At 72.6% G+C, this 24012-nt stretch carries 25 protein-coding genes; 18 read left to right on the top strand and 7 right to left on the bottom strand.

All coding sequences use genetic code 11. From position 1 onward, the window contains the following. Positions 1-59 precede the first annotated feature (59 nt). Complete coding sequence (locus HNR73_RS16750; protein ID WP_184788432.1) at positions 60-2390, top strand: heavy metal translocating P-type ATPase; 2331 nt, start codon at positions 60-62, stop codon at positions 2388-2390. On the opposite strand, the gene HNR73_RS16745 is transcribed toward HNR73_RS16750, so the two are convergent. Then, positions 2332-2778, bottom strand: a complete 447-nt coding sequence (locus tag HNR73_RS16745; protein ID WP_184788431.1) for a helix-turn-helix domain-containing protein — start codon at positions 2776-2778, stop codon at positions 2332-2334. The two genes, HNR73_RS16750 and HNR73_RS16745, sit on opposite strands and share 59 nt — an antisense overlap. A 28-nt stretch (positions 2779-2806) precedes the next feature. On the opposite strand from HNR73_RS16745, the gene HNR73_RS16740 reads away from it, so the two are divergent. From HNR73_RS16740 to HNR73_RS16710, 7 genes are all read left to right on the top strand, one after another. Beyond that, the gene (locus HNR73_RS16740; RefSeq protein ID WP_203686815.1) at positions 2807-3550 is read left to right on the top strand and encodes a methyltransferase domain-containing protein; all 744 of its coding nucleotides are present in this window, start codon (positions 2807-2809) and stop codon (positions 3548-3550) included. A gap of 141 nt (positions 3551-3691) precedes the next feature. Beyond that, complete coding sequence (locus HNR73_RS16735) at positions 3692-4534, top strand: alpha/beta fold hydrolase (RefSeq protein ID WP_184788430.1); 843 nt, start codon at positions 3692-3694, stop codon at positions 4532-4534. Positions 4535-4877: 343 nt separating this feature from the next. Beyond that, positions 4878-5507 (top strand): NAD(P)-binding domain-containing protein, encoded by a 630-nt coding sequence (locus HNR73_RS16730; protein ID WP_184788429.1) that lies wholly within the window; start codon positions 4878-4880, stop codon positions 5505-5507. Between the two features lie 77 nt (positions 5508-5584). Continuing rightward, positions 5585-6583 carry a beta-ketoacyl-ACP synthase 3 gene (locus tag HNR73_RS16725; protein WP_203686817.1) on the top strand — a complete coding sequence of 333 codons (999 nt, stop codon included), beginning with the start codon at positions 5585-5587 and terminating at the stop codon, positions 6581-6583. Positions 6584-6833: 250 nt separating this feature from the next. Then, complete coding sequence (locus HNR73_RS16720; RefSeq protein ID WP_184788428.1) at positions 6834-6989, top strand: hypothetical protein; 156 nt, start codon at positions 6834-6836, stop codon at positions 6987-6989. Between the two features lie 69 nt (positions 6990-7058). Further along, positions 7059-8309 carry an alpha/beta hydrolase gene (locus HNR73_RS16715; protein ID WP_184788427.1) on the top strand — a complete coding sequence of 417 codons (1251 nt, stop codon included), beginning with the start codon at positions 7059-7061 and terminating at the stop codon, positions 8307-8309. Positions 8310-8465: 156 nt separating this feature from the next. Beyond that, positions 8466-8849 carry a peptidase inhibitor family I36 protein gene (locus HNR73_RS16710; protein WP_184788426.1) on the top strand — a complete coding sequence of 128 codons (384 nt, stop codon included), beginning with the start codon at positions 8466-8468 and terminating at the stop codon, positions 8847-8849. 46 nt (positions 8850-8895) lie between these two features. Here HNR73_RS16710 and HNR73_RS16705 read toward each other — a convergent pair whose 3' ends face one another. Continuing rightward, positions 8896-9147, bottom strand: coding sequence for a hypothetical protein (locus tag HNR73_RS16705; protein WP_184788425.1), 252 nt, complete (start codon positions 9145-9147; stop codon positions 8896-8898). After that, entirely contained in the window at positions 9134-10126 is a 993-nt protein-coding gene (locus HNR73_RS16700) for a DNA glycosylase AlkZ-like family protein (RefSeq protein ID WP_184788424.1), read from the bottom strand. The genes HNR73_RS16705 and HNR73_RS16700 overlap by 14 nt, the downstream gene beginning before the upstream one ends. 72 nt (positions 10127-10198) lie before the next feature. On the opposite strand from HNR73_RS16700, the gene HNR73_RS16695 reads away from it, so the two are divergent. After that, positions 10199-11131 (top strand): GNAT family N-acetyltransferase, encoded by a 933-nt coding sequence (locus HNR73_RS16695; protein WP_184788423.1) that lies wholly within the window; start codon positions 10199-10201, stop codon positions 11129-11131. Between the two features lie 61 nt (positions 11132-11192). Then, positions 11193-11945, top strand: coding sequence for a polyamine aminopropyltransferase (locus tag HNR73_RS16690; RefSeq protein WP_184788422.1), 753 nt, complete (start codon positions 11193-11195; stop codon positions 11943-11945). On the opposite strand, the gene HNR73_RS16685 is transcribed toward HNR73_RS16690, so the two are convergent. Both HNR73_RS16685 and HNR73_RS40750 read right to left on the bottom strand, forming a co-directional pair. Next, complete coding sequence (locus tag HNR73_RS16685; protein WP_184788421.1) at positions 11906-12568, bottom strand: response regulator; 663 nt, start codon at positions 12566-12568, stop codon at positions 11906-11908. The two genes, HNR73_RS16690 and HNR73_RS16685, sit on opposite strands and share 40 nt — an antisense overlap. Then, on the bottom strand, positions 12565-13569 hold the full coding sequence (locus HNR73_RS40750; protein ID WP_203686819.1) for a sensor histidine kinase: 1005 nt from the start codon (positions 13567-13569) through the stop codon (positions 12565-12567). Before HNR73_RS40750 ends, HNR73_RS16685 begins: the two co-directional genes overlap by 4 nt. A 167-nt stretch (positions 13570-13736) precedes the next feature. On the opposite strand from HNR73_RS40750, the gene HNR73_RS16675 reads away from it, so the two are divergent. Genes HNR73_RS16675 through HNR73_RS16650 form a run of 6 tightly spaced genes read left to right on the top strand, consistent with a single transcriptional unit; the run spans position 13737 to position 20359 of the window. Next, positions 13737-14663 (top strand): ABC transporter ATP-binding protein, encoded by a 927-nt coding sequence (locus HNR73_RS16675; RefSeq protein WP_184788419.1) that lies wholly within the window; start codon positions 13737-13739, stop codon positions 14661-14663. Then, positions 14660-16093, top strand: a complete 1434-nt coding sequence (locus tag HNR73_RS16670) for a DUF1349 domain-containing protein (RefSeq protein ID WP_184788418.1) — start codon at positions 14660-14662, stop codon at positions 16091-16093. The genes HNR73_RS16675 and HNR73_RS16670 overlap by 4 nt, the downstream gene beginning before the upstream one ends. Then, positions 16093-16878 carry an ABC transporter permease subunit gene (locus tag HNR73_RS16665; RefSeq protein WP_184788417.1) on the top strand — a complete coding sequence of 262 codons (786 nt, stop codon included), beginning with the start codon at positions 16093-16095 and terminating at the stop codon, positions 16876-16878. The genes HNR73_RS16670 and HNR73_RS16665 overlap by 1 nt, the downstream gene beginning before the upstream one ends. After that, on the top strand, positions 16875-18491 hold the full coding sequence (locus HNR73_RS16660) for a serine hydrolase domain-containing protein (RefSeq protein WP_184788416.1): 1617 nt from the start codon (positions 16875-16877) through the stop codon (positions 18489-18491). The genes HNR73_RS16665 and HNR73_RS16660 overlap by 4 nt, the downstream gene beginning before the upstream one ends. A gap of 57 nt (positions 18492-18548) precedes the next feature. Beyond that, entirely contained in the window at positions 18549-19715 is a 1167-nt protein-coding gene (locus HNR73_RS39835; RefSeq protein ID WP_239122323.1) for a sensor histidine kinase, read from the top strand. Then, on the top strand, positions 19706-20359 hold the full coding sequence (locus HNR73_RS16650) for a response regulator transcription factor (protein WP_184788415.1): 654 nt from the start codon (positions 19706-19708) through the stop codon (positions 20357-20359). The genes HNR73_RS39835 and HNR73_RS16650 overlap by 10 nt, the downstream gene beginning before the upstream one ends. On the opposite strand, the gene HNR73_RS16645 is transcribed toward HNR73_RS16650, so the two are convergent. Next, complete coding sequence (locus HNR73_RS16645; RefSeq protein WP_184788759.1) at positions 20344-20931, bottom strand: DedA family protein; 588 nt, start codon at positions 20929-20931, stop codon at positions 20344-20346. The two genes, HNR73_RS16650 and HNR73_RS16645, sit on opposite strands and share 16 nt — an antisense overlap. Positions 20932-21113: 182 nt before the next feature. Next, the gene (locus tag HNR73_RS16640; protein ID WP_184788414.1) at positions 21114-21305 is read right to left on the bottom strand and encodes a hypothetical protein; all 192 of its coding nucleotides are present in this window, start codon (positions 21303-21305) and stop codon (positions 21114-21116) included. Positions 21306-21519: 214 nt separating this feature from the next. Here HNR73_RS16640 and HNR73_RS16635 point away from each other — a divergent pair, with 214 nt between their 5' ends. After that, entirely contained in the window at positions 21520-22026 is a 507-nt protein-coding gene (locus tag HNR73_RS16635; RefSeq protein ID WP_184788413.1) for an SgcJ/EcaC family oxidoreductase, read from the top strand. 112 nt (positions 22027-22138) lie between these two features. Beyond that, a complete protein-coding gene (locus tag HNR73_RS16630; protein WP_184788412.1) occupies positions 22139-23383 on the top strand; it encodes an aminotransferase class I/II-fold pyridoxal phosphate-dependent enzyme in 1245 nt (414 codons plus the stop codon). Positions 23384-24012 lie beyond the last annotated feature (629 nt).

The following is a 24012-nucleotide window of genomic DNA, read 5'->3' as shown; positions in this document are numbered from 1 at the left end:
CGTAGCGTCTTATATCGACGGGCACGACATGATCACCAGGACGAACGGAGGCCGCCGAGATGAGCGAACGCACCGCCGAGATCGCCCTGCGCCGGTGCCACTGCGGCACCGAACTCGCCGCGCTGGAGCACGCCATCGCCGGGCTTCCGGGGGTCACCTCGGCGCGGGTCGACCGGACCCGCTCGGTCGCGCGCCTGGCCTACGACCCCGGGCGGACGGGGCCGGAGGAGCTGCGCGCGGGCGTCGAAGGGCTCGGGCAGGACTGCGACCGCCGGGGGGAGCCGCGCGCCGGCCACAAGAACGAAAGCCACGCCGAGCACCGGCCACCCGCCGGTCATCGGCCGGATCCCGGTTCGGCCGAGCACGCCGACCACTCCGGTGCCGGCACCCACGACTCCCACGCCGGCCACGGCGCCTCCATGGTCGCCGACATGTTCCGCCGCTTCATCGTCTCGGTCGTGCTCACCGTCCCCATCGTCCTGTTCTCCCCGATCGGCCACAGTCTCGGCTTCACCGCCCAGCCTCCCTTCGGCCTCTCCATGGGCTGGTTCGGGCTGATCCTGGCCACGCCCGTGGTGTTCTGGTGCGGGTGGCCCTTCCTGTCGGCGGCCTGGCGCGCGCTCCTTCAGCGCGAGGCGAACATGATGACCCTGATCGCCACGGGCATCCTCGTGTCCTACGTGTACTCGGTCGTCGCGACGCTCTTCCTGCACACCGAGGACGTGTACTTCGAGGCCGCGGCCATGCTGACCTCCTTCAGCCTCGCCGGGCACTGGCTGGAGATGCGCTCCCGCTTCGCCACCGGCCGCGCCGTCGAGGCGCTGCTCGCGCTCGCCCCGCCCACGGCCCGGGTCCGCCGTGACGGCACCGACAGCGAGATCCCGCTCGACCAGGTCGTCGTCGGGGACACGGTCGTCGTCCGGCCCGGCGGGAAGATCGCCGTCGACGGGCGCGTCGACGGCGGCGAGTCCTACGTGGATGAATCGATGATCACCGGCGAGCCGGTCCCCGTCGCCAAACGCCCCGGGGACCGCGTCACCGGCGGCACCGTCAACCAGACCGGCGCGTTCACCTTCACCGCCACCGAGGTCGGAGCCGACACCGCACTCGCCCGCATCGTGGCCATGGTTCAGGACGCGCAGGCCTCGAAGGCACCCGCGCAGCGCCTCGCCGACACCGCCGGCAAGTACCTCGTGTTCCTCGCCCTCGGCTCCGGCGCGCTGACCTTCCTGGTCTGGGCCCTCTTCGGCGGGCACGGCGTCGCCTTCGCCGTCACCGCCGCCGTCTCCACCATCGTCATCGCCTGCCCGGACGCCCTCGCGCTCGCCACCCCGACGGCCATCACCGTCGGCGTCGGTACCGCCGCCAGACACGGCGTGCTCTTCAAGAACGCCACCGCGCTGGAGGCCACCGCCGGGATCGACACCGTCGTCTTCGACAAGACCGGCACCCTCACCCTCGGCCGCCCGACGGTCACCGACATCCGGGCCGAAGGCGCCGGGGCCGACGAGATCCTCGCCCTCGCGGCCGCCGCCGACGGTTCCTCCCAGCACCCGCTCGCCGAGGCGATCGTCCGCGCCGCGAAGGACAAAGGACTCACCGTGGCGACCGCCGCGAGCTTCGACTCGGTACCCGGCCGGGGCGTCGTCGCCGACGTCGAGGGCCGCCGCGTCCTCATCGGCAACGCCCGCCTCCTCGCCGCCCACGGCGTCGACCCGGGCTCGCTGGCCGCGCAGGTCAGCGCCCTCGCCGCCGACGGGAGGACCGCGATGTACGTGGCCGCCGGTGAACACGCCCTCGGCGTCATCGCCGTCGCCGACCCGGTCCGCGAGAGCTCACGGCCCGCCGTCGGCGCCCTCCACGCCGCCGGTGTCACCACCGTCATGCTCACCGGCGACCAGCGCGGCACCGCCGCGGCCGTCGCCCGCGCGATCGGCATCGACACCGTCATCGCCGAGGTCGCCCCCGAGGACAAGGCACGGCACATCGCCGCCCTCCAGAAGTCCGGCGCCACGACCGCCATGATCGGCGACGGCGTCAACGACGCCCCCGCCCTCGCGCTCGCCGACGTCGGCGTCGCCATCGGCGCGGGCACCGACGTGGCCGTCGAGGCCGCGGACGTGGTTCTCGTCCGCAGCGACCCCGCCGACGTCGCCGCCGCGATCGACCTCGCCCGGGCCGTGCGCGGCAAGATCAAACAGAACCTCTTCTGGGCCGCGATCTACAACCTGCTCGCGATCCCCGTCGCCGCGGGCGTCCTCTACCCCGCGACCGGCGTGCTGCTCAGACCCGAATGGGCCGCGCTGCTCATGAGCGCGTCCACCGTCATCGTCACCCTGAACGCGCTGGCGCTTCGGCGTCGCAGGGCACCGGTGCCCGCGGCGGCCTAGGATCGCCGAGGCGCCCGGCGATCATGGCCTTGAAATGCGGGCACGCGGCGATGTCCTCGTGCTCGCAGGCCAGCGCGCACTCCACCAGCGCGAGGGAGTCACGCGCGGCGGCGATCCGCGCCCGCAGCTCCTCGCGGTTGCGGCCCAGCACCTCCCGGCGCACGCGCCGGTCGGCGCCGAGCATCACGGCGATGTCACCGAGCCCGAGACCGCCGTCCTTGGCGCGCAGGATCATCGCGACGCGCTCCAGGTCGGCCGGACCGTAGCGCCGCCTGTCGCCGCCCACCCGCTCCGGCGCCAGCAGGCCCATCGACTCCCAGTGCCGCAGGACGTGCGCGGGAAGCCCGAAACGCGCCGCCGCGTCCCCGATCGCCAGACTTGACTTCATGTCGACATTAAGTCGCACGATGATCGGCATGTCAACCGAAACACTGATCCACCTCCTCGACCGCGCCGAGACCCTGCCCGGCGCCGCCGAGCTTCGCACCCGCACCTACGAGCTCCTCCGCCTGCGCTCGGGCGCGCGCGTGGTCGACATCGGCTGCGGCGGCGGCCGGGCCGTCGCCGAACTCGGAGCCCGCTGGGCCGACGTCGTCGGCATCGACGCCGACCCGCGGATGGTCGCCGCCGCCCGCGCCCGCCACCACACCGCCGACATCCGGCAGGGCGACGCCACCGCCCTGCCCTTCGCCGACGGCGAACTGGACGGCTACCGCGCCGACAAGGTCTTCCACGAGCTCCCCGACCCCGCCGTCGCCGTGACCGAGGCCCACCGCGTGCTCACCCCCGGCGGCCGCGTCGTCCTGGCGGGCCAGGACTGGCACGCGCTCGCCATCGACAGCGACCACCCGGGCCTGACCACCCGCGTCGTGCACGCCCGCGCGAACGCGATCATCGCACCGCGCGCCGCTCGCGCCTTCCGGAACCTGTTGCTGACGGCGGGTTTCACCGAAGTCGCCGTCGAGGTCCACACCGGGATCTTCACCGACACCGCCATGCTGCCGATGCTGACGGGACTGGCGAGCACGGCTCTGCGGACCCTGGCGATCTCACCCGGGGAACACGCGACCTGGCTGGCCGAGCAGACCGCCCGGGCCGAGGCGGACCGCATGCTCCTCGCCGTGCCGATCTTCGTCGCGTCGGCGACCAAACGCGCCTGAGGTGACCACGGGTGCGGGCGCGGGGCCCAGCTGCCACACGGCCATCGGTGCCGTGCGGTGCGGCGCGGCGAAAGATGTCGGACCGGGCCGATAGCTTTCGAGACACCGTCTCGTGTCGTCGGATGACCGGAAGTAGCGCGAATGCAGATCAAGGCCAACGATGTCCAGCTGTGCGTCGAGACCTTCGGCGACCCCGCGGATCCACCGATCCTGCTGATCGGCCTCACGATGCTGAGCTGGCCGGACGCGCTGTGCACGGCGCTGGCCGGGCGGTACGTGGTGCGCTACGACCTTCGCGACACCGGCCGGTCGACCTACGTCGACCCGGATGCACCGGCCTACGACCTGCGCGACCTGGTGACCGACGCGTCCGAACTGCCGGCGGCGCTGGGCCTGGGGCCCGTACACGTGGTCGGGATGGGCGTCGGCGGGTTCATCGCGCAGCTGCTCGCGCTCGACCACCCCGAGCGGGTCGCGTCGCTGACGCTGATCTCGACCCGCCCGGTCGCGCCCGGTCCGGTCGACGCCGACCTGCCCGACCACGCGGGAGAAGTGATGGGGCGGCTCTTCGGGCGCCCACAGCCGGACTGGACCGATCGCGAGAGCGTGATCGAGTACCTGACGGGGTCGGCGCGGCTGCTTTCCGGATCGAGGGGATTCGACGAGCGGGACGCGCGAGCGGCGGTCGGCGCGATCTTCGACCGGACCGAGCGAACGGCGAAGGCACAGCGCGCCGCCCATCTCGGCACCGTCTTCGCGGCCCTCGACTGCCGGCCGCGCTGGCGCGAACGGCTCGGCGAGATCACCGCCCCGACCCTGGTGGTGCACGGCGATGAGGATCCGTTCTTCCCACACGGGAACGGGGAGAGGCTCGCCGCCGAGATTCCCGGCGCCGGCCTGCTCACACTGCCCGGCATCGGGCAGGGCATACCGCGCGTGACGTGGCCCGTCGTGGTCGACGCCCTGTTGCGCCACACCTCTTGACCCACCGCCCGGGCTCCATGGTGGAGGGGACGCTCCATCGGGTCCACCGGTCTCATCGAAGCGTCGACCGGTACACGCCGACTGCCGCGTGCGGCGCAACATCGTGACGGCGTGAGGGGACGGTCCACGACCGCCGGCCAATGACGAATACCGGTGTCGGCGACCCGCCGGGTCTCGGGTGGATCGCCGTGTTCCGGTTCCCGCCACACGCCACCCGAACGGCGTACCTCCGGCCGCGATCGAGGCTCGCGAGGCTCGCCTTTTCCTCACCGTCGTCACCCCTTTTCCGCCGATTTGCTACCCTCCGCCGGGGCATTCGTCGGCATCGGGGGAGGAGAGTCGGATGCGCGAGGTGGTCGTCATAGGGGCCGGATTCGCCGGCATCGGCATGGCCGTGGCGCTCAAACGCGCCGGGCGGCACGACTTCGTCGTGCTGGAACGGGCCGACCGCCTCGGTGGTGCCTGGTGTGCCGATCCTCGCGGGAGCCGCCCGGCCGACGTTCCGTCGTACTCCTTCGAGCCCTACGCGGAATGGTCGCGTGCCTTCGCCGCACCGCCCGGATTCGCCGACTACCTGCGGCACTGCGCCGATGAACACGATCTCAAGGCGCACATCCGTTACGGGGCCGAGGCGAGCTCCGCCGTGTACGACGAACCCTCCGCGACCTGGTCGATCGCGACCACGGGCGGAACGGCCTACCGGGCGCGCGCGGTGGTCGCCGCCGTCGGCGCGTCCCGGAATCCCGTGACGGCCGGGCGGCACGCTTTCCGGCTCGACGGCCGCGACGCGGCGGCCGCCGCGATCGAGCGCCGGATCCGTGACGTGGCCGAGGCCCTGGACGACTCACCCGCACCCGAGCCCCGGTCGTGGTCCCCCGGTGGCCTGCGCGCACGGCTGCGTCGTGTCCTGTGGCGCGTGGGCGGCTGCGCCGACTGGTACCTTGATCGCCACCGTGGTCGACCCGGGCACTGACCGGACGGGCCGCTTGGTTACGCTATAGACGTTTGGGACATTTCGTCCCGGCCGACCATCTACCCCCGAGGATTCACGTGCCGGTTTCCGCCGTCCTCACTGGACTGTCGGGGTGGCTCCCGCCCCGTGCGGTGGACAACGCCGAACTCATCGAGCGCTTCGGCCTCGAAGCGGACTGGATCCCGCAGCGGACCGGCATCCTCAGCCGCCGCCACGTCGACCCCGGTGTCGCGACCTCCGACCTCGCCGTGCGCGCCGCCGCGCCGCTCGTCGCGGCCGAGCCCGGCCGGATCGACACCGTCGTGCTCGCCACGATGACCCCCGACAATCCCTGCCCCGCGACGGCCCCGGTCGTCGCCGCGGCCCTCGGGCTGACCGGTGCTGCCGCTTTCGACGTCAACGCCGCGTGCGCGGGCTACGTGTACGCCCTGGCGACCGCGACCTCGCTGGTCGTCTCCGGTGTCGCCGAGCGCGTGCTGGTCATCGGGGCCGACGCGATGTCGACCATCGTGGACCCCGGCGACCGCAACACCGCCGTCATCTTCGGTGACGGCGCCGCCGCCGCGCTCATCGAGGCGGCCCCGGACGGCCCGGGCAGCTTCGGTCCCTTCGATCTTGGCGGCGACGGGGGACAGGCCGGGCTCATCACGATCCCGGCGGGTGGTTCGCGGCAGCGTTCCGACGGCACCGAGGTCGAGCCCGGCGACCACTTCCTGCAGATGGCGGGGCTTCAGGTGTTCCGGCAGGCCGTCGAGCGCATGGCCTCGTCGTCGGCCCGTGCCCTCAAACAGGCCGGGCTGCGCGCCTCCGATGTGGACTGGCTGGTCGCGCACCAGGCCAACCGCCGCATCCTCGACGCGGTCGCCGACCGTCTCGGCGTCCCCGCCGACCGTCGCGCGGTGCATCTCGACCGCGTCGGGAACACCAGCGGCGCCTCGATTCCGCTGGCCCTGTGGGACCTGTGGCGCGACGGGCGGGTCAAGCCGGGCGACCGGATCCTCGTGACCTCCTTCGGCGCGGGACTCGCCTGGGGTTCGACGACGCTGACCTGGCCGTCGCGTCCGCTGATCCCCTGACCGGAGAGCACCGGGAAAACACCGGGGACCGTCCATTCGCGACGGTCGCCTCGCGCGAGCGCCGCCGGGTCGGATCACCCCGTGGGCTGTGTCGACCTTGCGACAAGGGGTCCCGAAGGGACACCGCATACCAGGACGTGACCGACTCGTTACCTTTTGTCGAGAGGCGGTCCTGGCCGGGCCTCACTATTCTCGGTAATGAACAGTCAATCCGGGCGGGAACACCCACAGCAGAACGGATCGCGACACGATGAAGAAACTGATTCCATGGGCGGCGCTGGCTTTCGTGGTGTTCTTCATCGCGTACCGGCCCCAGGAGGCGGCGAGCATCGTCAGCACGATCCTCGGCGGCATCGGTGACGTCGGCGAGGGCTTCGGCGACTTCGTGGCGGGCGTGTTCGACTGACCTCGGATCTCAGTCCGCTCACAGCGGGCCTCAGCGGCCGCACAGGGCCCGGGCGGAAGTGTCGGGTCCATGGAGACCACACGACGCGCACTGCTCACCGCGGCCGGTACGGCCGCGCTCACGGTTCCCTTCGTCCTCCCCGGGGCGGCGGCCGCCGCCGAGGGGGAGGCCGTGGTGCCGGTACTGCCCGCACCCACCGGTCCGTACCCGGTGGGGCGCACCGAACTGCACCTGATCGACCACTCACGTCCTGACCCGTGGCTGAGCACCCAGCCGTACCGCGAGATCATGATCAGCGTCTGGTACCCGGCGCGCGACATCGGCGGCCACGAACGGGCGCGCGTCTTCCCGGCGAGGACGGCCGCGTTCATGTCGAGCCGGTCGATCTACCCGGGTGTCCCGGCCGGCGCGATCGACTGGGCCGCGACGACCTCCGCGGCCTACACCGACGCTCCCGCGGCCCGCTGCGGGCGCGCGCCGGTCCTGCTGTCGGTGTCGGGGCACTTCCAGCCACGCGAGATGTGGACGACGATGTCGCAGGAACTCGCGAGCCGCGGCTACGTCGTCGTCACCGCGTCCCGCACCCACGAGTTCCCGGTCGAGTTCCCCGACGGCCGCTACGTCGACACCCACCAGCCCGGCCCGATCCCGCCCTCCGACCCGATCCCGTGGCTGCGGCAGACCATGGACTCCTGGTGCGACGACGCCCGCCACATCCTCGACTCCCTGGAGGTCCTCGCGGCAGGGGGCGACCCGTCCGAAGGGGACCGTCCGCTGCCCGACGGTCTCGGACGCCTCGTGGACCCCGCGCGCACCGGGACCTTCGGTGCCAACGCGGGAGGCGCCGCCGGCGCGATCGAGACGGCCTTCCGCGACCGGCGCGTCGACGCGGTCCACGCCGGCGAGGCCGGCTTCACCTACGAGGTCGACGGCGTCGCCGAACCTTTCGTCACCTTCCACGAGAACGGCATCAGGCGCCCGCTGCTGGTCATGCGGGCGTCGACGGAGTACCAGACGGCCGATCCGCTCTACGACCGCTTCTTCGGGCTGTGCACGGGCCCGGCCCGAGAGCTGGAGCTCGTCGGCGCGGGCCAGGGCTCCCAGAACGACCAGCAGACCTTCCTCCCACGCTTCCAGGAGGCCCTCGGCCTGCCGCCGGGCCACTTCGCCGGGGAGATCGGCGACATCGTGCCGCGCCGCTCGGTCCGCGCGCAGAAGGCCTACCTGACCGCCTTCTTCGACCGCTACCTGCGTCGCCGCGGCGGGCACCTGCTCGACGGCCCCTCACCGGCCTTCCCGGAGGTCGCGTTCCGCCGCTGACCACGGTACGAAGTGGACCGAAGGCCGGATACTACCCGCAACCAAAGTCGTCGGGACGCATCATGTCGGAGCATGATCCTTCTGCCCGAGAGCCGTGTGAAGGTGTTCTGCGGGGGCCGCATCCCGACGCGGCCCGAACGAGGGGGGAACGATCAGATGTCAGTGCGCACACGCACCCTGGCGATCGGCGGAGTCGCCGCGGCGACGGGACTGGCGCTTCTCGCGCCGGTGCCCGCAGCGGCACACGGGCCGGCGGAGGTCAGCTGCAACAACGGGGTGTTCTGCATCTACACGCCGGACGACCCACCGCGCCAGGGGAACCTCACCGAGGGCGTCTACGACCTTGGCGGGTGGGCCGGCGGTGTCCTGAACGACAACGTCAACTGGTTCTGGAACCTGACCGGCGACAACTGGTGCGTCTACGAGCACGCCGGTTACGAAGGGGCCGTACAGGTCGTCTCGCCCGACTACTTCGGGAACCTCGACGGCTTCGGTTACCGGGTGAGCTCGCTGAGGGTCCGCCCCTGGCACGGCTGCTGACGAGCCGTCGCCGCGCCGCCCGCCTCCGCGCGGGCGGCGCGGTGCGTCAGCCGCGCAGAGCCCCCTCGCCTTTCGACGTGAGGGACTCGATCATCACCGGGTAGTCGCGGTCGTCGGGCACGAACCCGTCGATGTAGTCCCCCTCGTACAGCCTGCGCAGCGCGGCCTCCACGTCCGGCCGGCGCGGCGAGTCCACCTCGGCCAGATCGAGAGCGGGCACGTCGTCGGCGTTCTGGAGCCGCTGGCGAAGGTCGCGCAGCACCTCTGTCTCGAAGTCGTTCAGTTCACGCTCGTCCATGCCCCTGATCGTCTCGCGCGCTCGTCGCGGCGGGAGGCCGAACGAGGGAAACGGGCAGGTCGAAGGCCGTGCCGAGCGCGTCGAGTTCGGCGGCGAGCGCGTCGCCGGGCACGGCATCGAAGGCGTCGACGGTGACCTCCAGCCGACGCGCCTTCGGTGTCCGGCTCCAGGTTCCGGCGACCCGGCCGTCGACCACGACCACGGGCTGGAGGAAACCGCCGCCGCGCTGGACGGCGCCCGAGCGCGCCGGATCGAGCGCGAAAGCACGGTCGCGGTAGGCGAGCAGATAGGGGTCGAGGTGGCCGAGGAGCCGCACCCGGGGCACGGGATCGGTGACGGGCTCCGGCGCCCGCTCGGGGATCACCGCCCGGGCCTTCCCGAGCGGCAGGCCCGACCAGGACGCGAAGTCCTCGGCGTTCGCCGGACCGTGCGCGTGGAGGAACCTGGAGGCCAGTTCGGTGAGCGGTTCGGCGGGGGAGACGCCCGTGGGAAGCGGCACGAACAGTTCGCTCTCGGTGCCGTCGAGGCAGGCGCGTCCGCTCATGCAGAGGTGGGACAGCAGATGCGCGCGGGCCTGTCCCTTCGGGACGCCCACCGACGCCGCGACGGCGAGCAGCTCGTCGCGGGTGGCGGGCAGCGCGCGGGCGACGGCCGCCGTCGCCCGCGCCAGGAGCTCGTCGGTCAGTCCGAGCTGGAGACGCCGTGGTCGCGTCTTCGCGGCGAAGACCGGGCCGAGGAGGGCGACGAGCCATCCGGCGTCCTCCGACGTGACCATGTGGAGGGTCCCGCGCATGACCCACGTGCGCACCACATCGAGCGGTGCGAGCTCGGCACCGGCGGCGAGGCGAGGCCGGATGACGTAGGGGGCGACCCACGGGCTCTGCGCCTGGACGCCGACGAGGTGGGCCACGACCTCCCGCGCGGTCGGCAGCGGCCGGGTCAGTGCCTGTGCGGTCATGCGGGCCGCGCGAAGATCCATGCGGCGACGATAACCACCGCCCCGGACGCAATCGGCGTGACACCGGCCCGGCCGCGACGGTATAAACTCTCCGTGCCCCTCAGCCGCCGCTCCTATGCCGACGCCGACCTGCCCGGCGTCGTCGACGCCGTGTCGCGCTGGATCGCCCAGGCCGGCCGGGTCGGCTACGACCACGTCGGCGAGATCCCGCACCGGATCTACGAGAACCTGCGCGGACGCCGCCCGGTCGGCGAGACCGTCCACCTGTGGGAGGACGCCGCCGGGCTCGCCGGGCTGGCCGTCACCACCCGTTTCGGGAACGCCTTCGACGTGTTCGCCGCGCCGAGGCACCGGGGGAGCGCGGCGGAGTCGGCGATGATCCGCTTCGCCTTCGAACGGACCGCCGCGCTGAGCCCGCTCGATCCGGCCGACCCCTTCGTCTGCACCGACGTCTTCGCCGCCGACCACGCCCGTGTCACGCTGCTGGAAGCCGAGGGCTTCGAGGAGTTCCGGGTCTGGGACGACGTCCGCGAACGCGCCCTCGACGGCCCGCTCGACCCGCCGTCGGTCGCCGTCGGTTTCCGGCTGCGATCGGCGCGCCCGGACGACGCCGAAGGCCTCGCCGAGGCCCGCAACACCTCTTTCGGCGAGGACTGGACGGGCGCGAGGTACGCCGCCTTCATGCGTGCGCCCGGCTATGACCCGGCGCGGGAGATCGTCGCCGAGGCGCCCGACGGCCGCGTCGCCGCCTTCACCGTCCACTGGACCGACCCGCGCAACGCGACCGGCCACTTCGAGCCCGTCGGGACCCACACCGCCTTCCAGCGGCTCGGGCTGGCGCGGGCGGTGATGCTCCACGCCATGCGCCTCATGCGCGACGAGGGCATCGCCACCGTCACCGTCAACCACAACACCGTCAACATCCCGGCCCGCCGCCTCTACGAGTCGCTCGGGTTCGAGCGCACCCACCGCACCCTCGGCTTTCGCAGGCCCCACCCGGACCACGCCGGACCCGCGACGGCGTGACATGCTGCTCCGACAACCGCCGGGAGCAGCCCTCGATGCCGCGGCACGATGAGGGGGACACGTGGGCGCACGTTTCGAGGAGCTCGACTGGAAGCCGACGCCCATGGGCGAGATCAGCCTGCGGCGCCGCCGTGAACCCGTGACCGGCAGCGACATCCTCGAAGTGAAGCTCGGCGAGGAGTTCCTCATGTCGAGCCTCTTCACCGTCGCCGAGATCGAGGTCGCGCGCCTCGCGCTCGCCGGCGTGAGCGGCGCGGGGCTCGACGTCGCCGTCGGCGGACTGGGGCTCGGGTACACGGCCAAGACGGTCCTCGACGACGAACGCGTCGCCTCGATGATCGTCATCGACGCCCTCGGCGAGGTCATCGGCTGGCACGAGAGCGGGCTCATCCCGCTGGGCACCGAGCTGAGCGCCGACCCGCGCTGCCGCTTCGTGCACGGCGACTTCTTCGCACTCGCCGCCTCCGGCGACGGACTCGACCCCGAACGTCCCGGTCACCGTTTCGACGCGATCATCGTCGACATCGACCACTCCCCGCGCCACCTCCTGCACCCGAGGCACGCGGCCTTCTACGAGCCCGAGGGCGTCGCGCGCCTGGCGCGGCTGCTGACGCCCGGCGGCGTGTTCAGTCTGTGGTCCAACGACCCGCCGGACGCCGACTACGCCGCCGTCCTGTCGGGCGTGTTCGGCGAGGTGCGCTCGCACGTCGTGCGCTTCGCCAACCCGCTCCAGGGCGGGGAGTCGGCGAACACGGTCTACACGGCGAAGTCGGTTCAGGCATCCGAGCGCGGCACGACCAGCCCCGCCTCGTAGGCGACCGCCACGGCCTGGGCTCGATCGCGCAGCCCGAGTTTGTGCAGGATCCGGCTGACGTGGGTCTTGATCGTCTCCTCACCGACCACGAGCCGCACGGCGATCTCCACATTGGACAGTCCGGCGGCGATGAGCTTGAGGACGTCGACTTCCCGGGGCGTGAGCGCGTCGAGCCGCGGCGGTGTCGGCCGGGGCCGCAGACGCGCGAACTCGGCGATGAGGCGACGCGTCACGCTCGGCGCGAGCAGCGCCTCCCCGGCGGCGACGACGCGCACGGCGTCGAAGAGGCGCTCGGCGGTGACGTCCTTGAGCAGGAAACCGCTGGCCCCGGCCACGAGGGCGTCGTAGACGTGCTGGTCGAGGTCGAAGGTCGTCAGCATCAGCACGCGCGGGGCCTCGTCCCCGGCGGTGATCAGCCGGGTCGCCTCGATCCCGTCCATCACCGGCATCCGCACGTCCATCAGCACCACGTCGGGCCGTGCCTCCCGGCACACCCGCACGGCCTCCTCGCCGTCCGAGGCCGTCCCGACGACCGCCAGGTCGGGCTGCGTGCCCAGCAGCGCGGCGAAACCCGCGCGCACGATCTCCTGGTCGTCGGCGACGACCACCCGCACCGCGCTCACGCGTCTCCCACCGGAATGCTCGCCTCCACCATGAATCCACCGGCCGGCGCCGCGCCGGTCCGCAACTGTCCGCCGACGGTCCCGACGCGCTCGCGCATGCCGAGCAGCCCGTGTCCCGCCGGTCCAGCACCGGGCCGTGGACCCGGCCCGTTGTCGCGGACCCGCAGGCGCAGCAGCTCCGGTGCGTAGTCGATCTCGACGTCGACGGCCGCGCCGGGCGCGTGCTTGCGCGCGTTGGTCAGCGATTCCTGCACGACACGGTATGCCGCGAGCTCCACACCGGCGCCGAGTGGGGCGAGCCGCCCCGACACGATCAGCCGCGTCCGGCCGCCACCGGCCGCGCGATTCTCGTCGACGAGGTCGAGGAGCTGGTGCAGGCCCGGCTGCGGCGTACGGTCGGGTTCCTCATCGGTGTCCTCGCGCAGGACCCCCAGCAGCCGCCGCATCTCGGTCAGCGCGGTCCGGGCCGTCTCCCCGATCGCCAGCAGCCTGCTCGCGCCCTCCGGCGGCATCCCGGGCGTGGTCAGGCGCGCCGTCTCGGCCTGCACCGAGATCATCGAGATGTGGTGGGCGACCACGTCGTGGAGCTCCCGCGCGATCCGGGCCCGTTCCCCCAGAGCCGTGTACTCCACCATGGAGCGCTCCATCTCGCGACGGGCCTCGTCGCGGGCGGTCGCCTCGGCCCGCGCCTCGGCCAGCCGCCCGTACAGCAACGCGAACCAGGCCAGCAGGACCGCGACGACACCGCTCACCGCCGGGCGCGTGTAGAGCACCGAGGCCATCGCGGCCGCGACGGTCACCGTGAGCGCGACGGGCAGCGGGTACGCCCGCGAGAAGGCCAGTGGCACCGTCGCCGCCAAGCCCACCAGCAGCAGTATCGTCGGCGTCGGGGCACCACTGTGCAACGCCTCCACGACCGCCAGCAGCGCCAGCGGCACCGTGGCCGGGGGCTGCCAGCCGTAGGCCGCGAGCGCCCGCCCGACCGTTCCGGTTCTGTTCACAGACGCCATTGTTCCGCCCGCCGCGCGCGGCGTCGTCCTCCCCGGCCGGGACCCCCACGTCCCACCACAGGGGGACACCCGGCCCCGGCGTCCCCAGGACACGCTCCCCGAAGACGGCTCTCCGGCGTGACGACCGGCCCGCCCTTCACCCCATAGCGTTCGTCGGTATGGAAGCAACCATTGAAGTCCGCGGGCTGCGCAAGCGGTTCGGCGCGACCGTCGCCGTGGACGACCTGTCGTTCACCGTGGAACCCGGCCAGGTGACCGGCTTCGTCGGCCCCAACGGCGCCGGCAAGTCGACGACCATGCGAATGATCCTCGGCCTGGACCGGCCCGAGCGGGGCACGGCCCTCATCGGCGGCCGCCGCTACCGGGAGCTGCGCTCACCGCTGCGCGAGATCGGCGCCATGCTCGACGCCTCGGCGATCCACCCCGGTCGCCGTGCCCGCAACCACCTGCTCTGGATGGCCCACGCCAACGGCCTGCCCGCCTCCCGAGTCGACGAGGTCATCGACCTCGTCGGCCTCTCCTCGGCCGCCCGCCGTCCCGCGGGCGGATACTCCCTGGGCATGTGCCAGCGGCTCGGTATCGCCGCCGCCCTGCTCGGCGACCCGCCCGTGCTGATGCTCGACGAGCCCGTCAACGGACTCGACCCCGAAGGCATCCGCTGGATCCGGGGACTGCTGCGGTCCCTGGCCGCCGAAGGCCGCGCCGTACTGATCTCCAGCCACCTCATGAGCGAGCTCGAAGGCAGCGCCGACCACCTCCTGGTCATCGGCCGCGGCCGGCTCGTCGCCGACACCGCCGTCCGCGAACTCCTCTCCGCCGCCTCCGGCGACCGCGTCGAAGTCCGCACCGACGAACGCCGCGAGGCCATGGCCGTGCTCACCGACGCCGGGGCCACCGTCGCCGTGACCGAAGGCGACGCCCTCGTCGTCTCCGGCCTGACCGCCGCCGCGATCGTCGAGATCCTCACCGGCAAGGGCGTGGCGTTCCGGGGCATCGCCGAACACCGCGCGACCCTCGAAGAGGCCTACATGGACCTGACCCGCGACGCCGTGGAGTTCCGCGCGCTCGCCGGGGAGGCGTCATGACCGTCACGGCCTATCGCAGCCACGTCGAAGTCCGGCGCGCGGCCTTCGGCCGCCTCGTCCGCGCCGAGTGGACCAAGTTCGCCACCGTGCCGCGCTGGATGATCACGGTCACGGCCGCGATCCTGCTCAGCGTCCTCCTCTCCGGCCTCGTCGCCGCCGGCGCGGGGGAGAACACCTCCAACGACGGCGGCGGCCCGCCGGTGTCGGCGGACCCGCTCCAGCCCTTCCAGGACCGTGGCCACTTCGTCAGCCAGCGCCGCTCGGGCGACGTCGACGTCATCACGCGCGTCGACTCCCAGACCGGCGGCGGCGACTGGGCCAAGGCGGGCCTGATGATCCGCGGCGGAAGCGAGACCGGGGCCCCCTACGCCGCGATCGTCGTCACGCCCGGCCACGGCGTCGTACTCCGCTCGGGTACCGACGTCGACATCGCCGGATCAGACGGCGCGGCACCCACGTGGCTGCGCCTGACCCGCTCCGGCGACAAGGTCACCGCGCTGGAGTCGGCCGACGGCGTGTCCTGGACCGGCGTCGGCACCGTCGAACTCGGCGGCCTCGGCGACGACGTCCTCGCGGGCCTGTTCGTGGCCGCGCCCGACGAGGTCGTCGTGACCCGCCAGTTCGGCACCGAGGCGATCTCGGGCAACACCGCCTACACCACCGCGACCTTCGACAACGTCACCCTCACCGGCGGCGCCACCTCCGACTGGACCGAACGCGAGCACCCCTCCGGGCCGGCGGTCCAGGACGACACGACCGGCTTCACCGTCGCCGGCGGCGTCTACACCGTCACCGGTTCCGGCGACCTCGGCCCGGACCTGTTCTCCCCCGACAGCACCCGCATGGTCCTCAACACCGTCCTCGTCGGACTGTGCGCGACGATCGCACTGGCCGTCCTGTTCATCACCTCCGAATACCGGCGCGGCATGATCCGCACGACCTTCCTCGTCAGCCCCTCCCGGGGACGGGTCCTGCTGGCGAAGGCCACCGTCATCGGCGGCGTGGGCTTCGCCGCCGGGCTGCTGTCGGCCCTCGGCTCGCTCCTCGCCGCCAAGGCGATGCCGGGCGGTCTCCCCCTCCCCGACCTCTTCGCTTGGCCCGTCGTGCGCGCCACGCTGGGCAGCGGCGTCCTGGTCGCCGCCGCCGCGGTCTTCGCGCTGGCCCTCGGTTCCCTCATCCGCCGCAGCGCCGTCGCCATCGCCGTGGCGCTGCTGGCCCTCCTCGTGCCGCAGGTGGCCGCCTCCGGGCTCCCGCTCGACGTCGCCAACTGGATGGAACGCCTGTCCCCGGCCGCCGGGTTCGCCGTGCAGCAGACCGTGCCCCGCTACGACGTCGCGATCGGCCCCGAGGCCGGGATCGCCGTCCTGTGCGCCTACGCGGCCATCGCGACCGGCTTCGCGCTGTGGAGCCTGAAGCGGAGGGACGCGTGATGCGGGTGATGCGCTCGGAATGGACCAAACTGCGGACCCTGTCCAGCACCGGCTGGCTCCTCGCCGGAGCCGTCCTCGCGACCATCGCGGTCAGCGTCACCGGCGTCCTCTCCGTCGACACCTCCCACTGCCCCACACCGGCAGAGTGCTTCGAGGACACCGTCCGGCTCAGCCTCGGCGGCATCCGCTTCGGGCAGGTCGTCGTGGTCATCCTCGCCGTCCTCGCCGTCAGCGGCGAGTACGCCACCGGCACCATCCGGGCCACCCTCACCGCCAACCCACGCCGCCTGACCGTCCTCGCAGGCAAGGCCGCCGTGCTCGCCGCGACCGTCGCGGCCGCGGGCGTCCTCGGCGTCCTCGGCTCCCTGCTCGCCGGGCGGCTCATCCTGCCCGGCAACGGGTTCAGCGAGACCAACGGCTACGCGCCGCTGTCCCTCACGGACGGCCCGACCCTGCGCGCGGCCACCGGAAGCGTGCTCTACCTCGTGCTCATCGCCCTGCTCGCCCTCGGTTTCGCACTGATCATCCGGGACACCGCCGGAACCATCACGACCGTCTTCGCGCTGCTGTTCGTCGCGCCCGTCGTCGGCCTCCTGGTCACCGACCCCGAATGGCGCGAGAAGCTCGACCAGCTGACGCCCATGACCGCCGGACTGTCCGTCCAGTCCACCATCGGGCTCGACACCATGCCGATCGGACCGTGGCCGGGCCTCGGGGTCCTCGCCGCCTACGCCGCCGCGGCCCTGCTCGCCGGCGCCGTGCTCTTCGCCAGGAGGGACCAGTGAGGGCCCGCAGGACGGCGGCGCTCGCCGCGGCCGTGCTCGCACTCGCCGCGTGCAAGCCCGAAGTGGTGCCCGCCGGGCCGGACGCCGGTGGCACGGGACCCGTGGAGACCTGGGCGACGTCGCTCGTGCCGTGGGGCCTGCGGGGCGCCGTCGCCGTCGTCGAGGACGGGACCACGACCGTCTCGGCCGGTTTCGGCGCGCTGACGCCCGGCGGGACGGCGCCGATCGGGACGGGCACGCGCATGGCGATCGGCTCGCTGACCAAGCCGGTCACCGCGCTGGCGATATGGCGGCTGACCGACCAGGGCCGCGTCGGGATCGACGAGACCCTCGGCGAGCTCCTGCCGGGCGTGCCGGGCGACAAGGCGCCGATCACGGTCGGGCAGTTGCTGTCGCACACGTCCGGCATCGCCGACGCGCACGGCCCCGACGAGGAGCAGATCGACCGGGCCGAGGCACTGCGCCGGATCTATGCCGCTCCGCCGCTGTTCGAGCCGGGGGAGGACGAGTCCTACTCCAACAGCGGCTACACGCTCCTGGCGGCCGTCATCGAAGAGGCCTCGGGCCGCGCGTACGAGGACTACCTGGCCGAGGAGATCTTCGCGCCGGCCGGGATGACCGCGTCGGGCTTCCACGCCGACCCGCCGCCTCCGGGAACGACCGAGGCGACCGGGAGCAACGCGACCGGGACGTCCGGGACACCCTCGGGTCTGCCCGCGCTGAGCTGGACCCTCCGGGGAGCGGGCGGCGTGGTGTCCACGGTCGACGACCTGCTCGCCCTCGACCGCGCCCTGTTCACCGGGTCCCTGCTGTCACCGAAGACGCGCGAGGTCGCGCTGGAGCACTCCCTCGGCGAGATCGCACCGGAGATCGAGGGCATCGCCGCGGCCGGAGAGACACCCGAGATCGACCAGACGAGCATGTGGCTGTCGGCCCCCGGCGAAGGCCGCGTGGTCGTCGTGCTCAGCGCCGACCGCCGCGTCCTCGCCGAAGACCTCGCCGGGCGTCTCGGCCGCCACCTCCTGCTCGGCGAAGGCCTGCCCGCGCCGCCGCCGACGGCCGCGCCCGACCCGGCGGCCGACGCCGCCGTCGCCGGGGAGTACCGCTCCGAGACCGGCGCCGTCATCACCGTCGCCGCGCACACCGACGGCATCCGCCTGAGCACCGACGACGGCCGGGCCTTCGGCGACCTCTTCGCCGTCGGCGACGACACCGGCGAGATCGCCTCCCCGGAAGAGGTCGTCGCCACCGTCGAAGAACTCCGCGACGAGTACTACCTCGACTGGCTGGCCGCGAAGGAGGCCGAACTCGGGCCCCTCGACCGGATCGAGATCGTCGGGATCGCGCCCGTCGACTCCCCGGAACCCGCGACCTACCTGCGCCACCACTTCGTGCGAGGTACCGCACTGACCTTCTGGGCCGTGAGCGCCCACGGCGAGGTGCTCAGCGTCGAGCTGGGCGCCGCCCCGCCGGGCGCGGTGTTCCGCAGAAGCGCCGTCGAGGGCTACGTGTCCTACGCCGTCGCCGGCGCCTTCGTCGCGGGCCAGATCACCTTCGACGGCGACGTCATGCGGATCCGCAACGGCGACCGCACGACCGAGTACCACCGTTGAACAGGCGCGGAGGGCCGCTCCCACGGCCCTCCGAGCCTCGTCGCGTACCGTGTCACGGTGTCCCAGCCCCTCCACGCCAGACTCGTGCCGCTCGCCCGGCGCGGGTGGCTCCTGCTCGCCGGGCTCGCCACCGGGGCACTGACGGCGGCACTCGAACTCCTCTTCCTCCTCGCCGCGGGCCTCGCCTGCGCCCTCACCGCGCCCTTCCCCCGGCCCCGCACGACCGTCCGGCGCGCGATCCTCGACAACGCCCACCGCCTCGCGCGGATGGAGACCCGCAGGCTGCACCACTTCTTCGGCGACCCCGGGGCCTCCACCTACACCGGCCGCCGCGTTCTCGCCTACCTCGCCACCCGCCTGTGGGTCGGCGCCGCCGGCGGGCTCATCGTCTCCCTGCTCGCCATGGGCGGCGGCATCGCCGGGATCCTCCTCGCACAGCTCGTCGACGGGAGGTTCAACGACGGGCCCTCGATGTTCTTCGTCAACGTCTTCCTCGGACTCGTTCTCCTGTTCATCGACCTCCAGGGCATGGCCGGGCTCGCCACCGTCGAGAAGCGGCTCGCCCGCGACCTCCTCGGACCCAGCGGCACCGAGGAACTGGAACGGCGCGTCGGCGAGCTCGCGGCCAGCCGCGCGGCGGTCATGTCGGCGGTCAACGACGAACGCCGCCGCATTGAACGCGACCTCCACGACGGCGTCCAGCAGCGACTCGTCGCGCTGGGCATGCTGCTCGGCCGCGCCAGGCGCGGCGGGGACCCCGACCGGACCGCGGAACTGCTGCGGCAGGCTCACGAGGAGACCGCCGAAGTCCTGCGCGACCTGCGTGAGGTGTCCTGGCGGGTGTTCCCCACGGCCCTCGACGACGGCGGCCTGCGCCCGGCGCTGGAGGCCGTCGTCGAACGCAGCGTGATCCCCGTCCGGCTCGACTGCCGCGTCGACGGGCGCCTCGACATCGAACTGGAGACGGTCGCCTACTTCGTGGTCAGCGAGGCCGTGACCAACGCCTCGAAGCACTCCGGCGCCGCCGCGATAGAGGTCGAGGTGTCACGGCACGGCGACCGGCTCGGCGTCACGGTCACCGACGCCGGCGAGGGCGGCGCCGACCCCGGAGGCGGCGGCCTGTCCGGACTCGCCCGCCGCGTCGCCGCCGTCGACGGGGACTTCCATGTCGAAAGCCCACCCGGGGGCCCCACCATCGTCAGAGCGGAGCTACCGTGCGCGTGATCGTCGCCGAGGACTCGACCCTGCTACGGGAAGGCCTCATCCGCCTCCTCGCCGAGGAGGGCCACGAGGTCGTCGCCGGTGTCGGCGACGCCGAGGAGCTGATGGCCGCCCTGGCGGCGGTCGGTGCCGACGGCGTCGACGCGGTCTGCGTCGACGTGCGCATGCCCCCGGGGCACACCGACGAAGGGTTGCGGGCCGCGCTGAAGATCCGGGCCGAGATGCCCGGGATCGGCGTCCTCGTGCTCTCGCAGTACGTCGAGAAGCGCTACGCCACCGAACTGATCACCGACCACGCCGGAGGCGTCGGCTACCTGCTCAAAGACCGCGTCATGCACGTCGGGGAGTTCCTCGACGCGCTGGAGCGCGTCGCGCGCGGCGGGGCCGCCTTCGACCCCGAGGTCGTACGGCAGCTGCTCGCCCGCACCACGCACGTCGACCCGCTCGCCACGCTGACCGCGCGGGAGCGGGAGGTTCTGGACGTGATGGCGCAGGGCTGGACGAACCAGCGCATCGCCGGGCGACTGCACATGTCGCTCAGCGCCGTCGAGAAGCACGCCGCGGCGATCTTCACCAAACTCGGGCTGGCACGCGGCGACGGGTACAGCCGCCGCGTGCTCGCCGTGCTGCGCTACCTGGACTCGTGACGCCCGCGCGGTGACCGCAGCCGTGCGATCACCCACCACACCACCGCCACGGCGACCGCCGCGATCACGACCTTCGACAGGACGCCGACATAGGCCTCGACGACGTCCCAGCTCTCCCCGAGGTAGTAGCCCGCGATGACCAGGGCGCTGTTCCAGATCAGGCTGCCCAGGGTCGTGTACAGCAGGAAGGCGGGCATCGACATGCCCGAGATCCCCGCCGGGATCGAGATGAGGCTCCGGAAGATCGGGATCATCCGCCCGAAGAAGACCGCCTTGCGGCCGTGCCGCTGGAACCACGCCTCGGTGCGGTCCACGTCGGCGAGTTTCACCAGCGGGAGCTTCGCGGCGATCGCGCGCACCCGGTCACGGCCCAGCGCCGCGCCGATCAGGTAGAGCGCCACCGCCCCGACGAGGGAGCCGAGCGTGGTCCAGAAGATGGCCTCGGCGAGGGTCATGTCGCCGCGACTCGCGGTGAAACCGGCCAGCGGCAGGATCACCTCGCTGGGCAGGGGCGGGAAGAGGTTCTCCAGGGCGATCGCCAGGCCCGCGCCCGGCCCGCCGAGGGACTCCATCAGGCCCACGGCCCAGCCCGCGATGCCGGTGGGTTCATCAGTCAAGGTCACGAATGTGAAGTTATGCGGCCGCGGGCCCCGGCGCCTTGGGGTAAACCGCACTTCCGCCGTCGGCGGGCACTACTTTCTCCTTACGGTCGCCGCCCAGGCCTCCCGGCCCGGGCGGCGAAGGCCGATCCGGCCTAGCAGTCCTCGCCGGTGTCGACACACCCGAGGAACTCGCCGGTGCACTGGTTGACGGTGCACCACGCGCCACCGTGAGCGCCACGGCACTCGAAGCGGGTGACGACGCACGGGTCGTCGGCGGCCGCGGCGGACGACCGGGGCACGACGCGGGAGAGGAGACGGTCGCTGAGGTTGTTGAGAAGGCGCACGGTGACTCCTTGATCGATCACGGGCAGTTCGTCGGAGCTTACGGGCCGCTCGCACATCAAAGCGCATATCCGTCCACTGAGGACGTATGCCTCCCGGCCGGATACCACCGCGGATGACGACCCGGACGCAACCCGGGGACGACGACGCCGCCAGTAACGCGCGCCTAGCCTCGGCCGGGCCGGGATCAGCACCGGCACGACCGAAGGAGCAATCATGCGCAAGCACTGGCACAAGGCGGCGATCGTGCTCGCCGCGCTCGCCGTGACCCTCACCGGACCCGCCGTCGCGTCCGCCGGCACCACGCCCGAGGGAACGGCCGGGCGCCCGTCCGACCGTGCGGCCTTCGCCGCGATCCTCGAAGCCCAGACCGACGCCTGGTTCGCCGAGGACGGCACGGGCTTCGCCGCGACCTTCTGGCCCGACGGTGACGTGGTCACCTTCAACGGCGACCACCTGGCCACGCGCGAGGGGATCGCGAGCGGGATGCAGTACTACTTCGACGAGTTCATGGATCCCACGCACATCAAGACCCTCGGCGAGCACGTGACCTTCGTGAACGCGAACCTCGCCGTCATCGTCCGCATGTCCTGCCTGCTCGTCGAGGAGAACGCGCCCTGCCGCGCGGGGTCGGAATCGACGAACACCAACGTGATGGTGAAGAAGTGGGGGCGGTGGCTGCAGCAGTCGTTCCAGAACACGCGGAGCTTCACCATCGGTTGAGGCCCGCCGTCCGCCGTTGATCCTTCGTGGCCGGCGGACCCCAACCCGGAACCAACGCCCGGCCACGGTTCGGCGCGTAGCGTCGACAGCCCCGAGGGAGCCGGAGGCGGGCGTGGCCGATCTTTTCGACAAGTGCGCGGCGAGCACCGAGAGGGCCGCCGGGATGCGTGCCACCCGGTCGTTCCCGTACGGGAAACCCGTGGAGGCGCGCGACGGGACCGTGGTCACCGTCGACGGCCGCCGCGTGATCATGGCCGGATCGAACGACTACCTCGGTCTGGCGACGGATGCGCGCGTCGTCGCCGGGGCGGTCGCGGCGACGGAGAAGTACGGGGCCTCGTGCACCGGCGCGCCCATCATGACCGGGACGATCGCGCTCCACCGCGAGCTGGAGGAACGCCTCGCGGCCTTTCTGGGCCGCGAGGCCGCGGTCGTCGCGACGACGGGCTTCCAGACCAATCTCGCTCTCGCGACGTTGCTGGGCAGGGACGACGTGGTGTTCGCCGACGCCGCCAACCACGCCTCGCTGGTCGACGCCGCCAGGCTCGGCTTCGCCCGCCACCACCGCTACCGGCACGGCGACACCGCCCACCTGGAGCGCCTGCTCGCCGGGAGCGACGCGCGAGGGGGAGGGCTCATCGTCACCGATGGGCTGTTCTCCATGGAAGGTGACGTGTGCGACCTGCCGACGCTGGTCGACCTGGCCGGTCGGTATCACGCGAGACTCGCCGTCGACTGCGCGCACGACATCGGGCTGCTCGGGCCGGGCGGGCGTGGCGTGCCGGCGATGTTCGGGCTGGAGTCGCGGGTGGACATCGTGACGGGGACGTTCTCGAAGTGTCTCGGTTCGACGGGCGGTTTCATCGCCGCCGAACGGGGCGTCGTGGACTTCTTTCGCCATCACGCCCGTTCGATCGTGTTCTCGGCCGGTCTGCCGCCGGCGTCGACGGGCGCCGCCCTGGCGGCGCTGGACGTGATGGAGGCGGAGCCGGAGCGGCGGGAGCGGGCGTTCGCGTTGGCGTCGCGCATGCGCGATGGGCTGCGCGGCCTGGACTTGGCGGTCGGCGGCGGCGATACCCCGATCGTGCCGGTGCACGTGGGGGACGACTTCGTGTGCCGGAGGTTGTGGTGGGAGTTGTTGGGGGAGGGTGTGTTCGTAAACGCGGTGTCGTCGCCCGGCGTGCCGGTGGGACGTGAGCTGGTCCGCGTGTGCGTGACGGCGGGACATTCGGAGGCTCAGGTGGATCGCGTCGTGGACGCGTTCGCCCGGGCGGCGGCCCGCGTGGGCTTGGGTGCGGAGGCGGGGGCGGGTGCGGGTGCGGGTGCAGGGGTGGGGACGGTGGCGGGGGAGAGGTGAGAGCAGGGGAGCGGGAGACGCCGACGGCCCCGCCTACGGTGTGCGGGGTGCGGCCCACGCGGGTTGAGCGGATTGAGCCAAGGGCGCCGGTCCGCCGTGAGCGTGAACCTTCCTCGGCTCGTTCACGCAAGCCAGGAGCCCGGCCTCAGCGGTTCTGCCTCCGGTGAGCCGCGAAACGGGCTCACCCGGTGTGAGTCCTGCCTCACGACTTCCTCACGCCGGGAACCCGCCCGCAGCAGTGTCACCAAGGCCGAGTCTCGCTTCGCTCGCCCGCCCTGGCCGGGGACCTGGCACCGGCGGCGGGCCGCAGCCCGATCCCATGCCTTTCAGGCGGTTTCGTTCGCGCCGCCCAAACAGGCACAGGCCCTTAAAAGCTCATCCACCAACACCGGGAACCCAAGACGCCGGTCCCACGAGCGTGAGCCTCGCTTCGCTCACCCACGCAGCCCAGGGGACCCCGGCCGCAGCAGTGTCACCTAGGCCGAGTCTCGCTTCGCTCGCCCGCCCACCCGGGAACCCGGCCGCGTCTCCGCACCCTGGCCGGGGACCTGGCACCGGCGGCGGGCCGCAGCCCGATCCCATGCCTTTCAGGCGGTTTCGTTCGCGCCGCCCAAACAGGCACAGGCCCT

This window comes from Phytomonospora endophytica (assembly GCF_014202425.1).
Taxonomy (GTDB): Bacteria; Actinomycetota; Actinomycetes; order Mycobacteriales; family Micromonosporaceae; genus Phytomonospora; species Phytomonospora endophytica.
The sequence above is the reverse complement of the archived record's forward strand: the minus strand, read 5'-3'. Positions and strand labels throughout refer to the sequence as shown.